Origin of the sequence: Hyalangium versicolor (assembly GCF_020103695.1) — a bacterium.
Taxonomy (GTDB): domain Bacteria; phylum Myxococcota; class Myxococcia; order Myxococcales; family Myxococcaceae; genus Hyalangium; species Hyalangium versicolor.
In genome coordinates, this window is sequence record NZ_JAHXBF010000057.1 from 17,816 (window position 1) to 33,784 (window position 15,969).

General features: G+C 67.8%; 7 protein-coding genes and 2 tRNA genes. 5 read left to right on the plus strand and 4 right to left on the minus strand.

Annotated features, from left to right (window positions below; genetic code table 11):
- Nucleotides 1-30: 30 nt before the first annotated feature.
- The 4 genes from clpP to KY501_RS52055 all read right to left on the minus strand — a co-directional run bounded on the left by clpP (nt 31) and on the right by KY501_RS52055 (nt 2,348).
- Complete coding sequence (clpP, locus tag KY501_RS52040; RefSeq protein ID WP_224373061.1) at nt 31-651, minus strand: ATP-dependent Clp endopeptidase proteolytic subunit ClpP; 621 nt, start codon at nt 649-651, stop codon at nt 31-33.
- A 35-nt stretch (nt 652-686) separates the two neighbouring features.
- On the minus strand, nt 687-1,961 hold the full coding sequence (gene tig / locus KY501_RS52045; RefSeq protein ID WP_224373062.1) for a trigger factor: 1,275 nt from the start codon (nt 1,959-1,961) through the stop codon (nt 687-689).
- Nucleotides 1,962-2,065: 104 nt separating this feature from the next.
- Nucleotides 2,066-2,147 (minus strand) — tRNA-Leu (locus KY501_RS52050).
- Nucleotides 2,148-2,275: 128 nt separating this feature from the next.
- A tRNA-Lys gene (locus KY501_RS52055) sits at nt 2,276-2,348 on the minus strand.
- Nucleotides 2,349-2,674: 326 nt separating this feature from the next.
- Here KY501_RS52055 and bet point away from each other — a divergent pair.
- The 5 genes from bet (at nt 2,675) to KY501_RS52080 (ending at nt 15,813) form a co-directional block, all read left to right on the plus strand.
- A complete protein-coding gene (gene bet / locus KY501_RS52060) occupies nt 2,675-3,724 on the plus strand; it encodes a phage recombination protein Bet (RefSeq protein ID WP_224373063.1) in 1,050 nt (349 codons plus the stop codon).
- Nucleotides 3,725-3,827: 103 nt separating this feature from the next.
- On the plus strand, nt 3,828-5,264 hold the full coding sequence (locus KY501_RS52065) for a WGR domain-containing protein (protein ID WP_224373064.1): 1,437 nt from the start codon (nt 3,828-3,830) through the stop codon (nt 5,262-5,264).
- Nucleotides 5,265-5,327: 63 nt separating this feature from the next.
- Nucleotides 5,328-5,972 carry a hypothetical protein gene (locus tag KY501_RS52070; RefSeq protein ID WP_224373065.1) on the plus strand — a complete coding sequence of 215 codons (645 nt, stop codon included), beginning with the start codon at nt 5,328-5,330 and terminating at the stop codon, nt 5,970-5,972.
- 170 nt (nt 5,973-6,142) lie between these two features.
- On the plus strand, nt 6,143-9,523 hold the full coding sequence (locus tag KY501_RS52075) for an STY4851/ECs_5259 family protein (protein ID WP_224373066.1): 3,381 nt from the start codon (nt 6,143-6,145) through the stop codon (nt 9,521-9,523).
- A complete protein-coding gene (locus KY501_RS52080; RefSeq protein ID WP_224373067.1) occupies nt 9,523-15,813 on the plus strand; it encodes a DEAD/DEAH box helicase in 6,291 nt (2,096 codons plus the stop codon). The genes KY501_RS52075 and KY501_RS52080 overlap by 1 nt, the downstream gene beginning before the upstream one ends.
- The last annotated feature ends 156 nt before the right edge of the window (nt 15,814-15,969 follow it).

The window sequence follows — 15,969 nt, forward strand, 5'->3', positions numbered from 1 at the left end:
CGGCTGGCTGCCTCGCGACAGTTCGCGCGGCTACTTCTTCTCGTCCTTGGCCGCCACCACCGGCTTCCGGGCGTTCTGGATCTCGTCGAGGATGCCGTAGATCTTCGCCTCGGACGCGCCCATGAAGTAATCGCGGTCGGTGTCCTTCTCTACCCGCTCAAGCGGCTGGCCGGTGTGCTTGACGATCAAGTCGTTGAGCTTGGCGCGCATCCGCAGGATTTCCTTGGCCTGGATCTCGATGTCGGTCGCCTGGCCGCGGGCTCCACCGAGCGGCTGGTGGATCATGATGCGGGCGCTGGGCAGGGCGTAGCGCTTGCCCTTGGCACCGGCGAGCAGGAGCACGGCCCCCATGGAGGCCGCCTGCCCCACGCAGATGGTGGACACCGGACACTTCACGTACTGCATGGTGTCGTAGATGGCCAGGCCCGCGGTGACCGAGCCGCCGGGCGAGTTGATGTAGAGGTTGATGTCCTTGTCCGGATCCTCGGACTCGAGAAACAGGAGCTGAGCGACGATGGCGTTGGACACGTCATCGTCGATCTCGGTCCCGAGCATGACGATGCGGTCCTTCAGGAGCCTGCTGTAGATGTCGTACGAGCGCTCACCCCGATGGGTCTGCTCGATGACGTAGGGAATGGGCATGAAGGGCATGTCGTGTCGACCTCGGAAGGACTCGGCGAAAGAGCCTAAGAATACTTCGCCTGAGCCTTCAGGAATTCAATGGTCTTTTCTTCCCGCAGTCGGAGGCTCAACCCCAGCCTGTCATCCGGGCGGCTGAAGTACTTGCGGATGTTGGACACCGGCTGGCCGGACTCGGTCGCCAGCTCTTCGATCTTCTTCTCGATGTCCGCGTCGCTCGCCTGGATGCTCTCCTTCTCGGCGATGGACTCGAACAGGAGCGTGCCCTTCACCTCCTGGACGGCGCGCTCGCGCATCTCCTCGCGCAGGCGCATGAAGTCCAGGCCCAGGTTGCGGACATCCAGGCCGGAGCGCTGCATCTGACGCAGTGCGCCCTCCAGCATGGAGTCGATGGCGCGCTCCACCATGGCCTTGGGCACCTCGAAGGGGTTGCGCTCGACCAGGGCCTTGATGAGCGCCTCGCGCTCCTCGTTCTCGACCTTGGACTTCTGGGTGGCCTCCAGGTTGGAGCGCACCTTCTTGCGCAGGTCCTCCGCGTTCTCCGCGCCGGCCTCCTTGGCGAAGTCGTCGTTCAGCTCGGGGACGATCTTCGTCTTCAGGCCCTTGAGGTGGAGCTTGAAGCGGGCCGTCTTCCCCTTCACCTCTTCCACCCGGTAGTCCTGCGGGAAGGCGTAGTCGATCTCCTTGGTGTCCCCGACCTTGACGCCCTCGAGGGCGGCGATGTTGGAGTCCACCAGCTCGCCCGGGGTGATCTCGGCGGTGACGCCTTCGGCCTTGCTGCCGGTGAAGGGCTGGCCGTCGATGGTGGCCTCGTAGTCCACGGTGGCGAAGTCACCGGCCTTGGCCACGTCGCGATCCGCCACGGGCTCCAGGCGGCTGCCGGACTGGCGCATCTTCTCGATCTGCTCGTTGACCTGGGCGTCGTCCACGGCCGTCTCGGTCTTCTTGAGCGGCACTTCCTTGTAGTCCTTGGCCTCGACCTTGGGTTTGACTTCGACGCGGGCCTCGAAGCTGAAGGGGGCGCCGGGCTTGAGGCCGGAGTTGGTGACCTGGGGCTGGCTCACCGGCTCCACCTTGTGCTGGGTGACGGCCTCCACGTAGGCGGTCTGCACGACGCGCTGGATGACGTCGTCCTCGACCTGCTCGCGGAACTTCTGCTCGAGGATGCGGCGGGGGACCTTGCCCTGCCGGAAGCCGGGCAGCCGCACCTGCTTGCCGATCGCCGTATAGGCGCGCGTGAGCTCCTCCGCCACGCGCGCGCTGTCGACCTCGATGGAGAGCTTCTTCTCGATGGGTGACAGCTCCTCGACCTGGACCTTCATGAACGCCTCGCTCGCCGGGCGGGGGCTCCGCGCCAGCGCCGGATGAGAAATGGTGAGTGGGAGGTGCGCCTTTAGGGGATACGCACGGACGGGTCAACGCGAAATGGGCGAGGAGGGAATCGAACCCTCACACCTTGCGGTACCAGATCCTAAGTCTGGCGCGTCTACCAGTTTCGCCACCCGCCCCAACGGCGCTGCGTCCTTCTACTCCGAAACGTTCCAGGTGTTCAGCCCCGGACGGCCTTGCCTGCTCACGAAGCGGAGGACCCCGGAAAGACGTCGGGGCTCCCTCATTTCTGAAGGAGCCCCGACAGTGAGAGCGGAGGGAATCGAACCCACAACCTATGGATTAAGAGTCCATTGCTCTGCCAATTGAGCTACGCTCCCGCATTGGCTGACCGAGCGGCGCTGTGACGCATCGCCAAGTGGCGGCGGTGTCTACAGAAGCCTGCCCGCGCTGTCAAAACGTTTTTTCGCACCCCCTTCATTCCGCTGATCCCGGCCCGCCCGTTCGCCCTCCGACCGGCGGAGGCAGCCGCCCATGCCGGAGCGATGCTCGGGATCACATGATCCGGGTGCTCTGTTGAACCACGCTGCGCCCCGTGATCGTCCCGTCCGGGACTTTCGCGGGAAGCATCCTCAGAGACGTGGTCGTAGCGCAGCACGCCAAGCAGGCGGACGGAGGTGTCCGCCTTTTCGAACGGAGAAGCACAGTGACGGAAGCACAGAACAAGGTGGAGACGTCCACGGCGGCCCAGTCGCCGTGGAGCCGGGAGCGCGTGGAACTCATCCGCAGGACGATCTGCCCCAAGGGGATTGGGGAGGACGAGTTCACGCTCTTCATCGAGCAGTGCAAGCGCTCGGGGTTGGATCCACTGCTGAAGGAGGCGTTCTGCGTGGGTCGCCGGCAGAACACCGGAAGTCGGGAGCGGCCCACCTGGACGACGCGGTACGAGTTCCAGCCCTCGGAGGCGGGCATGCTGGCGAGAGCCGAGCGCTTCCCGGACTTCAAGGGCATCCAGGCGAGTGCGGTGTACGCGGAGGACGAGATCATCGTCGATCAAGGCAAGGGAGAGGTGGTGCACCGCTTCAACCCTGCCAAGCGCAAGGGCGCGCTGGTGGGCGCCTGGGCGCGAGTGGTGCGAGAGGACAAGCTGCCGGTGGTGGTGTGGCTGGACTTCTCGGGCTACGTGCAGCAGACGCCGCTGTGGGCGAAGATCCCCACGACGATGATCGAGAAGTGCGCGCGCGTGGCGGCGTTGCGCAAGGCGTACCCGGAGGCCTTCGGTGGCCTGTACGTCCGCGAGGAGATGCCGGCGGAGGAGTACGAGACGCCAGCGCTCCACGAGGAGCCGACGCCCAGTACGGGCAGCGGCACGTACGAGGTGCTCGGGGTGAAGCCGGGTCCGGTGAAGGCGTCCTTCCCTCCCCTGCCGGTCGCGGCGAAGGAGGAGAAGGCCAGCAGCGAGCCGGCTCAGCTCACCATGGACGTGAAGGAGGAGGCGCCCGCCGAGACGCCGCGTCCCAAGAGCTCGGCGACGGTGGTGGCCTTCGGCCCCTACAAGGGGAAGACGGCCTCTGAGCTCAGCGATGACGAGCTGAGCGAGACCATCGACATGGCCCACGAGAAGTTGATGGAGCAGCCGAAGGCGAAGTGGGCGAAGGCGATGCGGGAGAACCTCACGGCGCTGGAGGCCGAGACGGAGCTGCGCTGCCGGGTGCCCTCGGCTTCCGCCAAGAAGGATGCGACCGCCGAGGCCTGATCCCCAGGCATGACGCATCGCTGAGAACCCGAACGCCGTGCTGGGGAAACCCGGCACGGCGTTTTTCATGGGCTTCGTCTACGCTCGCGGTGGGAGGGATTTCATGGCGCAGGAGAAGATCTACTTGGAGCTGTCCGAGGGCAGCGCGCACAAGTTCTACGAGGTGACGATCGACGGGAAGAAGCTGACCACGCGCTACGGGCGGATCGGCGACGCGGGTCAGTCCTCGGAGGCGAGCTTCCCCACGCCCGAGAAGGCGAAGGCGGAGGCCACCAAGAAGGTCAACGAGAAGATCAAGAAGGGCTACGCCCAGGCGGTGATGGGGGAGCGAGCGAAGCGCTCGGTCACCCGCCGCTCCGCGATGCTGGGTTCGAGCAAGCCGAAGCCCAAGGGGAACACGACCCGGCAGGCGCCCGTCCTGTGGAGCTTCCAGTCCGGCACCAGCGCGCTGGGCATCTCGATCGACAAGGATCAGTGCTGGGTGGGCAACGAGGCGGGGGAGATCTTCGCCATGGACCACCAGGGCAAGGTGCACCTCAAGTTCAAGCTGCCGGATGGGGTGAAGAGCATCGTGCGGGACTCGGCGTGGATCTACGCGAGCTGCGACGACGGCAACGTCTACGACTTGTCCGGCAAGGCGCCCCGGGTGGCGTACTCGATCGCGGAGAACGTGGACATCTTCTGGATCGACATCCACGACGGGCTGCTGGCGGTCTCGGACGCGCTGGGCAACGTGAGCACCTTCAACCACGAGGAAGAGACTCAGTGGTCGAAGAAGAGCAAGGGGGACAAGGGCTGGATGGTGCGCGTGGACGAGGTGGGCGTGTACCACGGGCACAGCAAGGGCGTGACGATGTACAACCGGGACGACGGCGAGGCCCTGTGGACGAAGCCGACGAACGGCTGGATCGGGTTCGGCTGGCAGGAGGAGGGCACGGTGTTCGCCTCCACGGCCAACGGGACGGTGCACCGCTTCACGAAGAAGGGGGACGTGCAGACGGTCTACAAGTGTGACTCGTACCTCTGCTCGTGCGCCACCGCGCCGGATGGCAAGTACGTCTTCGCCGGAGACGACCACGGAGCCATCTACTGCTTCACCGAGGAGGGCGAGCGGCTGTGGAAGCTGGACTCGGGCCACGGGGCGGCGCAGTCGATGCAGTACTTCGAGGAGAAGGTCTACGTGGTGACCCACTACGGGTACCTGGCCTGCATCGACGCCAGCGAGGCGGCCATCGCGGACGCGCAGCGCGGCGTGGTCCCCGAGGAGAAGGAGGTCAAGGCCCCCAAGCTCAAGGCGGTGACCGAGACGGCGCTGGAGACGACTCGAAGCGCGAAGGGCGGAGTGGTGGTGGAGTGCTTCCGGGATGGGAGCCAGCTCCGGGTGCGAGTGGTCTCTCCGGGCTTCGAGAAGGACTGGCACGTGCAGTTCCCGCGCGCCGCGCGTGAGGAGGGCGCACGCTACGTGGTGGAGAAGGTGCTCCCGTCCGCTCGGGGAGGTTTCTACCGGGCGCTCGGCAACATCCAGAAGCTGGTCACCTGAGCCCAGTGGCCTCGAGGGCACCTGCGCCTCTGCTAGACTCCCACGCCGGACGGAGGACACGGGATGGCTGAGCGGTCAGGAGCGTCGAACATTCTGGAGAGCGCGCTCGCCTGGGTGAAACAGCTGCCCTCGACGCTGTCGACGGATGTGGCGGTCGACGTGGGGCGCAAGCGGGTGCGGCTGTCTCACGCGCGGGTGGAGGCGCTCTCGCGGCAACTGCTGGCCCAATCGAAGGCGCTGGAGCTGATCTCCTGGGCATCCGGGCCGGCCGTGTACGACGTGCGGCTGTCGGTGAAGGGCTGGAAGCTGCGCGTGGAGACGACGCCGCAGCGGCTGGAGCTCTCTGGCGGGAATTACAAGCTGTGGCTGAGCACCCCCGGGAAGGTGGAGCTGGATCAGTCCGGAGCCGCCATGTCCCTGCTGGTGGGAGTGCTGCGAGCCGGCGCCGGACAGGCGGCACTGCGTCCCCTCGCGGAGAAGCTGCTGCCTCCCAACATCCAGTGGGATGGCAAGGTGCTGAAGGTGGAGGGCCAGCTCCCCAAGGGAGGCGCGGTGCCGGCACGGCTCTTCGAGTCCTCCTCGCTGGAGCTCTCGGCTGAGCACTCTCCGGAAGGACTGTGGCTGACGGCCGAGGCCTGGCCTGGGTTGATGGACCTGCTGCAAGCGGTGGTCGGCACGGATCTGCCGCGCAAAGCGCCAGGCACGTAGCGCGACAGCAGCGGCGCATAGGAAGTCCCTTCTTCGCATGATGGTGCCCTGAGCTCTCCCCCCCGAAAGGGGGGATGGGCCCTCGACGAGGCTTTCCCTAGCTTGTCGGTCACCGCATGCGGCTCCTTCCTGGCCATCGCTCGCAACATCCGCGCTCCTCTGGAGGCAACATGTCCGTCACGCCCTCGGGTTGGCTCAAGTCCTTCCTCGAGTGGCGCAAGACGGCCACACCCACGTTGCCGGATGGACGGCAGCTCTTCCGCTATCGCTGCGATGGCACCGAATTCGAGGCACTCCAGCGCTCGCTGCGCGGGCAACTCCGGGGGCGGCTGGACAACGCGGACGGTTGGACGGCGGCCACGTTCTGCCTGTGTGCCGCGGAGTGGTGGCGACGCAACTACCTCGAAGGGAGCTGGACCTGGAGGGGCATCCTCGAGGACTTGGGCGTGGAGCATGCGCCCCACCCCCAGTTGGCCCAGCTGACCGCGCGGGGGTTGTCCTACTGGAAACGGCCCATCCTCGAGCGCAACGGACGTCAGGAGTACCTCCTGTCTCTCGCGCTCGAGAGCGGCATGCCGCTCCGGCTCGTGGAGCGGCCGGACACGCATGTGGGGCGCTTCCTCCTGCGCCTGATCCAGGAGCTGCGCGACTTCCCCCATCCGAGCGCGCCCGCGCTGGAACTGGCGCAGCGCTCCAGCCATGTCCTGCCTTCGGCCCTCCAGCACGAGCAGGTGCTCATGCTCAGCGCCGAGCTCGCAGCCGGGGTGGTGTTGCTCCAGCGGCAGGTTCGTGGAGAGGAGGACCCCTACCAGGCCCTCGACGCCCGGGTACCGGATTGGCGAGAGCAGCTGCCTTTGAACATGCACGAGCAGACGGCGCAGACGCTGCTCCGCAGCCTCATCCAGGCCGCCCGTGAGGTCTCCGTCAGTCAGGGAGAGCTGAAGGTCACCACGCGTCTGCGTCCGTGGCAGCAAGGCTACCAGCTCGAGCGAGCCATCACCCTGCCCCGCCAGCTCTCCCAAGCCTGGCTCGCGCAGCTCCTCAAGCAAAAGGAGCTTCCCGCGCGCATGCAGCTCATCGCCCTCGCCAGTGACGGCACGCGGCAGCCGCTGGCCATGCTGACCCAGCGTTCGGGGACCGAGTACCTGGTGGAGACGTCCCACGGCACCTCCGCGCGGCTGTCCGGGGACACCTGGCTCGGGCCAGTGCTCCTGTCCGCGTGGTCCTCGGGGCAGGAGGTGGGACGGCACGTCCTGCCTCGGGGCGAGGCGCTCGGCGAGTTGCCGTGGCTCTTCGTCCCGGACCTCCAGGCGAAAGAGGAGAACACCTGGCGTCTCGCTGGCACGGGCTCCGGGCGGTTCCAGGTCCCCGAGGTGCTGATGGCCCTGCCCGAGCGCGCCACCCTGACCGAGCGGGAGCCTGGCACACGCTGGGAGCGGAGGGGCCCGCTCGTTGGCGGCCCCGAGGTCTTCCAGATCCACGGAAACGTGCAGGTGGTGCTCGCGGACATGGGCACCTGCCAGGTGCGCACGGGAGCCGATACGGACGAGGCGCAACAGTGCCGCCTGGAGGCGGAGCCCCGTGAGCTGCTTCCGGGGGTGGCGGCGTACCTCGGCGTCCCCGCCCTGCGTGTGAACTCCGCCACGGGGATCGAGCAGCGCCGCGATAGCCGGGAGTTGGAATACCGGATTGCGGGCGCGAAGACGTGGCGGCGTGTGGATGGCGCCTGCGTGGGCGACGTGAGCCTCCGTTACCTCTCCGAAGGTGCGCTGCTGTTCCAGACCCGGGCGCGCGTACTGCCTTCGAGAGCCTCTCTGCGCTCGCAACCCGAGGGGCCTCGTCAGGGCCGCCTGCGTCTCAGCGCACTCGAGGGGGCCACCGTGAAGGTGCCGCCCGTTCCCCATGTTCACGCGAACGTCCAGACACGAGGGACGGACACCGAGATCCTGCTGCGCTGCGATGGCGAGGCTCCGGACTCCATCTCCCTGGATATCGCCTGGCCCGGTGGGCAGTCCTGCTCGCTCCGGGTCCCCTTCCCGCGGCAATTCGTCGGCTTCACCGACACCTCGGTGCACCCGCTTCAGGATGGGACCCTCGTGCCGCTGGAGCGGCTCGGGCGCGTGCGTGCGCTCGTGCGAACCTCGCAACTTCAGGTCTCGGCGGAGCTGGAGGTCGCGCCAGGAGGAACAGCCCATCACCTGGATCCTTTCTTCCGCTGGAAGGTTCCCCTGCGCGGCACCTCCCCGGGGACGCTCGAGCTGAACCTCGGGGAACTCGAGTCCGCGCTGGCGAAGCGGCTCGCGAGTTTCGGGGACCTGGATGCGTTCTATGAGCTGCGGCTCCGAGTCCGTGGGGCGAGCGAGCCGCGCCCCGCCGTCCTGCGCGTCGGCCGCTACGATCTGACGCTGACGCCGGACCGGGAGATGTCCCAGGTGCGGTTGGCGGAGAGGGACCTGGCGGGAGCAAACGTGCCGGAGACACTCGCGGTGGAACTCCGCCCGCTCATCCATCCCGCGGCACCCGAGCGAGAGCTGGAGCGCGTGGGTCCGGGGGCCTGGAGCATCCCTGCGGACCTGGCGCCGGGGCCCTGGCTCGTCACGGGCCGGGAGGGGAGCTGGTACCGCGTGCGCCCGCTCCTCTGGAGCGTTCGGTCCGGGGACGCGGAGAGCGGGGAGCCCGTGCTCAGTCCCCTCCAGCGCGCGGTGTGCGTCTCCGATTCGCAGCGCCGCAAAGAGGCGCTGGACGCGGCGCTCGAGGCGCTCGGTAGCGACGCGAACCACCCGGACTGGCCCACGCTCCGCACCTACCTCCGCAGCGTGGGGGAGCTGCCTCCCGAGACCTTTGATGCCGTGAGGCAACTGGTCGACCACCCTCGGACGGCCGCGCTCGCCATGTTCCACCTCTCGGAACCGGACCGTGGCCGCATCTGGGTGGGGCTCGAGGAGCTTCCGTTCCAGTGGCCGCTCGTCCCCGCTCGGGCCTGGCTGGAGGCGGCGCGGGCCTGGCTCGGTTCTGCGTCGGCCCTTCCTCCAGAGCTCCGCACCAGCGTCGAGGCGACGCTCCACGCGCGCTATGGCGACACTTGCAAGATGATCCAGAGCCGCTTCGCCGGGCTGGAGGCGGTCCTCCACTGGATGAACGGGCGGCTGGTTTCCTCCGGTCTGTTACCCAGAGCGCGAACGCCTTCCGGAGTGTTCCCCACGGGGGCCGAAGCCTTCCGCCCGGCACTCGAGGAGGAACTGCAACAACTGCGGCGCGAGCACGCGGACGCCCCCTGGCCCCCCGTATCGAACTACGGCGCGTCCATCGAGGGTCCCCTGCGGAGCTTCCCAGCCAGCGTCCAGCGGCACGTCTTCCCTCCCCTGCAGGGCATCGAGGAGTCCCTGCCGCTACTCAATGCCCCGGTGCTCGCGGCGTTGGCGATGGTCTACGACCGGCGGCTCTCCGCGGAGACCCGGTTCGCGTTGAGCGCCCTGCGCGAGTCGCATCCCAGCTGGTTCTCCTTCGCGTTCGGTTACGTGGCTTCCCTGTGTCTCTACGAGGTGGAGTGATGAGTGAGGTCCTGGGTACGCAACTGTTCACCGCGCTCGCGGGTGAACTCGGGCATCGCGCGGCACGTGCGGTGATCAGCAAGCTGGGCCCCATTTCGGATCCGCTGCGGCAGGAGCTCTTCCGCCGGTTGGATGTCCCGGTAGGGACGGAGGGGGGCTTCCTGTCCGAGCCCGTGCTGGAAGCCACCTTCGGGTGGCACACCTCCCCGAGCTCGATGCAGCAGCTCTCCGGCGCTCTGCTGGACCCCAACCTGGTGGAGGCCATGGCCTCAGCGGACAACCCGGAGGTGGGCTTCCCGCGGGACCGGCATCCGTTCACGCACCAGGAGGAGGCCTGGAAGATCCTCCTGTCCGACAAGGTCCAGTCCGTGGTGGTGTCGAGTGGAACGGGGTCCGGCAAGACGGAGTGCTTCCTGGTTCCCATCCTGAGCTCGCTGGTGAGCGAGGCGCGCACGGCCGGGCCTCTCAAGGGCGTGCGTGCGCTGTTCCTCTACCCGCTCAATGCGCTCATCCACAGCCAGCGAGAGCGGCTCTCCGGGTGGACACGTCCGCTCAAAGGCAAGGTGCGCTTCTGCCTCTACAATGGTGAGACGCCCAACGACGCCCAGTCGCTGAGCGAGAACTCCAGGCCCGAGGAGGTGCTCAGCCGCCGCGTCCTGAGGAAGGCGCCTCCGCCACTGCTGGTCACCAATGCCACCATGCTGGAGTACATGCTGGTGCGGCACGAGGATCAGCCGATCCTCGATCAATCCCAGGGGATGCTGCGCTGGGTGGTGCTGGACGAAGCGCACACGTACATGGGTTCGCAGGCTGCGGAGGTCGCGTTGCTCTTGCGGCGCGTCCTGCATGCCTTCGGCGTCCAGCCCGGGAACGTGCGCTTCGTGGCGACCTCGGCGACGCTGAGCGGGACGGACGGAGACGCGGCGCGGAAGGACCTGCGTCGGTTCCTCGCGGACATCGCGGGCACGAGAGAAGAGCTGGTCCATGTAGTGGAGGGGAAGCGCTTCGTGCCTCCACTGCCGCAAGAGGAGAGAACGCGCTCGGAGGAACTTCCGGCCCTGGAATCGCTCAGGGCGCAGAAGCCGGCAGAGCGCTTCCGCATCCTGGCCCGCGCTCCACGAGCCCGTGCGCTCCGCGCGTTGCTTGCCAAGGGACAGGCGCAACCCCTCTCCGCGCTGGCCGCCGAGCTGCGAGACCTGCCCATCGAGAAGGTGACCGCAGCGGACCGGCAGGAGACATTGCGCCTGCTGGATGTGTCGCGCTCGGCGGTACTGGAGGACACGCCCTTCCTTCCGCTGCGCGGGCACTTCTTCCACCGGACCCAGCACGGGGTGTGGGCATGCTTCCGGGCGGACTGCTCGAAGCGGGAGGGAGCCCTCACGAGCCCGGACTGGCCCTTCGGCCGCATCTATTTCGAGCGCCGGGAGCACTGTGAGTGCGGAGCGAAGGTCTTCCAGATGGTGCTCTGCGGCGGCTGTGGCGCGGAGTACCTCCTGGCGCAGCAGAAGAGTTCGCAGGAGGACAAGCAGCCGCGCTTCGTTCCGCACGATCTGGAGCAGGAGGACGGCGCTGACGACGCGTTGGAGAGCGAGTCCGAGAATGACGAGGAGGAGGCCCTATCGATGGCTTCCGTCGCGGGCCTTCGGTTGCTCGGTCGCTATGGGCGCGCGGAGCCGCACAATCTGCAGACCGCTTACTTGGAGCCGGGCACGGGCGCGCTGGTGGAGCCCCCCTCGGGCGTCTCCGTGCGGTACCTGTTGCCTGATAGCGGAGCCTTATACTGCGGCCGGTGCAACGAGCGTGAGCAGGAGCCTGGTCAGCTCTTCCGTCCCCTGCGTGCGGGCGGTTCATTCTTCCTGAGCGTGGCCATCCCTACACTGCTCGAGCACGTCCCGGTGCTCAATGACACGAAACGCCTGCACCCCTTCGAGGGGCGGCGCCTCATCACCTTCACGGACAGCCGACAGGGAAGCGCGCAGTTCGCGCTCGGATCGCAGCTGGAGGCGGAGCGCAACCGGATCCGGAGCGTGCTCTACCACAAGCTCCAGGCGGACCGTGCCTCCGCCCGGCACAACTCCGGCCCCGCCGTGGATCAACTGCGCCAGGAGATCTCCGCGCTCGAGCCGGTGGCGGCGGCGAGCCCCGTTGTCGCAGGCATTCTGGAGGACAAGAAGCGCCAGCTGGCCCGCTTGTCCGCGCCCGCCGAGGGAAGGCTCTCCTGGGACGAGGCCGTCCAGGTGCTGCTCCAGGACACGGCCGTGAAGGACTGGATGTACGCGGCGTGGCAGCGGCGTGCGGGTGAGCTGCTGCAGCCGAAGGACTTCGCCCGGTTCCTGCTCTTCCGCGAGCTCCTCCGCCGTCCCAAGCGGCAGAGTTCGCTGGAGACGCTCGGGTTGGTGGCCATCCGCTACCCGGCCGTGGACAAGTTGGAGGAGCGTGATGCTCCGGCGGCCTGGCGTGCTCGCAGCCTCCCCATCCAGGAGTGGCGGAACTTCCTCAAGGTGGCCATCGACTTCATCGTCCGAGGCCGGACGGCGGTCCTCATTGATGAAGAGTTCCTGCGGTGGCTGGGACTGGCCATCAAGCCCAAGTTCCTGCTCGGGCCGGAAGCCACCCGGCCTCCTGTCATGGAGCGCTTCTTCCTCTGGCCGAGCGTGCCCAAAAATACCCAGATACGGGCCCGCCTGCCGCTCCTGCTCATCAACGCGCTCAACCTGAGTACCGGCTCCGAGGAAGACCGCGGCTTCATCAACGAGCTGTTGCGAGAAGCGTGGCAGACCCTCCTTCACCTGGGACTCCTGGAGCAGCTCCCGGACGGCCGCAAGATGAACCTCGCCCGGCACGCCGTGCTGGCAACGGTAGACGAGGCGTGGCTGTGTCCAGTGACCCGGCGTGTGCTGGACACCGCGTTCTACGGCCTGACGCCCTACATCACCCCGGAGCTGCGTTCCGAGGAGCTGCGGTGCACTCGCATCCAGATGCCCCAGTTGGCCTACCCCAACGGGAGGGACGGGGCGGATCGGGTCATCCCCATGCATCAGCGCCGGGCGTGGCTGGAGGGTGACGAGCGCGTACGGGCGCTCCGGGCGCGTGGCGTGTGGACGGAGTTCAGCGATCGGCTCGCGGCCTCGGCGGAGTACTTCGAGACGGCGGAGCACTCGGCGCAGCAGAGCGGTAAGCGGCTGCGCGAGTTGGAGGACCACTTCAAGCAGGGGGACATCAACGTCCTGAGCTGCTCCACCACCATGGAGATGGGCGTGGACATCGGCGGCCTGTCCGCGGTGGCGATGAACAACGCGCCTCCGGGGCCCGCCAACTTCCTGCAGCGGGCGGGCCGCGCGGGCCGGCGCAAGGAAACCGCCGCCGTGACACTCACCTTGTGCAAGGCCGTTCCGCATGGGGAGGCCGTCTTCCGCAACCCCATGTGGCCCTTCGTCACGCCCATCTTCGTCCCTCGGGTGTCGCTGCAGAGCGAGCCCATCGTTCAGCGGCACATCAGCGCGCTCGCGCTCACCCGCTTCATCTCGATCCAGGGGGCCAACGGCCTGGAACTCCGAGCGGGAACGTTCTTCCGCCCGGTGTCCGGGGGCTTCAGCCCCTCCGAGCACTTCGAGTCCTGGTTGAGCCGGAGCGACGGCGCCCCGGCGGACGCGTGGCTGACCCGAGGCATCCGGAGTGTTGTCACCGGCTCCTTGCTGGAAGGTATCCCCGAATCGCGGTTGCTCACCGGAACCGCGGAGCAGATGAAGCGTGCCCGCGACCGCTGGCGCTCCGAATGGGAAGCCCTCACCGAGCAGCTCCAGCTCGCAGGCGGTCCGGTGAAGGAGGATGGCCAGGCCGCATCGGCGCCCCAGCTCGCCCTCGCCCGTCAGCTGGGTCGCGTCGAGGGGGAGTACCTGCTGGGAGAGCTGTCCTCGCTCGGTTTCCTGCCGGGATATGGCTTCCCCACCGGGGTGGTGTCGTTCGTCAACACGACAGGCGAACAGCTCGCGCGCGAGGAGAAGGCCCGGAAGCAGCGGAAGACAGACGGGACGGGCGGAGAGAACGCCCAGCCGCTCACGCGCCGTCGCGGGTACCCCTCGAGAGATCTGCCCATGGCCCTGCGCGAGTACGCGCCGGGAACGGACGTGGTGGTGGACGGGCTCGTCTACCGCTCGGGCGGTGTCACCTTGAACTGGCACATCCCGGCCTCGGATCAGCAGTTCCACGAGCTGCAGTCCTTCCGGACCGCCTGGAAGTGCCGGTGTGGCGCCACGGGCTCCAGCAGTGCCGAGATCGACGCGTGCCCCGCGTGCGGCGCGGAGGCGAAATCGTTGCGCATCATCCACTATCTCGAGCCCGCGGGTTTCGCCGTCCCCCTGGGCTACAAGCCCCATACGGACCTGTCGGCGCAGAACTACGTGCCGCCCCGTCCCCCCTGGATTTCCACCGGTGGCGGGGCATGGCTCGCCCTGCCGAAGGCCGAGGCGGGCCGCTTCCGCTCCGCGCATGACGGAGAGCTCTTCTTCCGCAACGGCGGCGCGCACAGCCTGGGCTTCGCCATCTGCCTGGTCTGTGGCCGGACCGAGTCCGAGGAAACCGCGCAGGAGGAGCAGTTGCCCCTGAAGCTGCGTGGGCACTTCCCCCTGCGCGGTGGGAAGGCCCGGCTGGAGGACGGCCAGTGCCCGGGCAATGTCCAAGAGCGAGGCGTCAAGCGTCACCAGTGGCTGGGCACCACCGTGCGTACCGACGTGTTCGAGCTGCAACTGGCGGTCCCCCGAACGGGCCTCCCGCTCACCGACGACACCACCGCCGCATCCCTGGCCGTCGCCCTGCGTGAGGCGCTGGCGAAGAAGCTGGGCATCAATGAACGCGAACTCGGATGGGCCGCTGTTCCCGCGCTCGCCGCTCGAGGTGAGCCCACCCTCTCCATCATCCTCTTCGACACGGCCTCGAGCGGGGCCGGGTACGCAACGAGTGCTGGCGCCCACCTGCCCGCGCTCCTGAAGGCGGCGCGGCGCATCCTGGAGTGTCCTCGCAAGTGCGACGCCGCATGCCATGCCTGCCTGCTGAGCTACGACACGCAGCGGGAAGTGGAGCGGTTGGATCGCAACAAGGCCCTGGACTTGCTGGACCCGACCTTCCTCCAGGGGCTCGAGCTGCCACCAACTTGGGAGGTATTCGGTGCGCGGACGCAGCTCGAGTACGACCTGTTGGAAAACGCGCTCGCGCGAGAGATGCAGCGTGCGGAGGCGACCGAACTCCGGCTCTACCTCGGAGGGACGCCCGCGGACTGGGATGTGGTGGTGTGGCCGCTGCGCTCGAGGCTCCTGCAGTGGGCCGGAGCGGGGCGGAGCATCCGTCTCTTCCTTCCGGAGTCCCACCTGTCCCAATTGGGCGAGTCAGTGCTCAGCCCGCTCGCGGGACTCGCATCGGTGGCGAGGGTGGAGGTCCGCGCCATGAAACAGCTGCCCACGGTGGGCGGGCTCGCTCTGGCTGCGGAGGTGGGGGGAGACAAACGCCACTGGCGCTGGGCCTGGACCTCCGGTGGAGCCCAGGCGCCCGGAGAGCGCTGGGGAACAGGAGCGGGAGGCGAACACTGCGTGAGCGCCGCGGAAGAGGCACCGCTTCCCGCCGCCTTGGGAACACCCGTGCCCGAGTCACGTCTCCGTCCCGCCGTGCCAGGAGGCCTGCGCGAGCTGCCCATCCGGGGTGAGTTGGATGGCCCCATCCTCAGTGTCGGCCAGAGGTTCTGGGATCTGGTCTGCCGGAAGGCGCCCATCCTGAAGACGCATCTCGAAAAGAAGGTGCCCCTCGTGGAGGTCTCCTATACGGACCGGTACTTGCGCTCCCCGCTCACGGTGCGTCTGGTACGGGAACTGGTGCGGGCGCTCGCGGAGCGTCCCGGGGTCATCACTCCCGGCACGCAGGTGCTCGTGCGGACCACGCGGGTCGACGAATCCTCCCGCCAGCAGCCGGGACGTCAGGTGGAGCACGATTGGATGCGGACGGTGGACCGAGACACCGTGCTCTCCTCCCTGCTCAAGGACTGGTCGTTGCAGTTGCAGGTGGAGACGAGGGAGCGCGTCGCGCATGCGCGCACGCTGAGCCTGCGGTGGGCGGATGGGCAGCAGGCGCGAATCCGGCTGGACGAGGGAGTCGGGTTCCTCATTCCCGAGCCCCGGCGCTCCTTCGACTTCGGAGTGACGACGGCGGAGCAGGCCCGGAGGCTTGCCACCGAGACGTTCCGCGTGGAGCGCCGAAACAACCCAAGCCCGACGTACCTCTACGTGTCCGACGTCGCACCGTGAGGGGACTTGAGGGAGCGCGCTCAGAGGGACTTGAACGGTCGCGGTAGGGACGGCCCTTCGCCTCATCGACTCGGGCCGCCCCCCGCACAGATCCCAGCGTGCGCTGCTAACGCACTGGGCTCTTGCCTCGGATGCTGACGTCAAAGCGCACTGCGG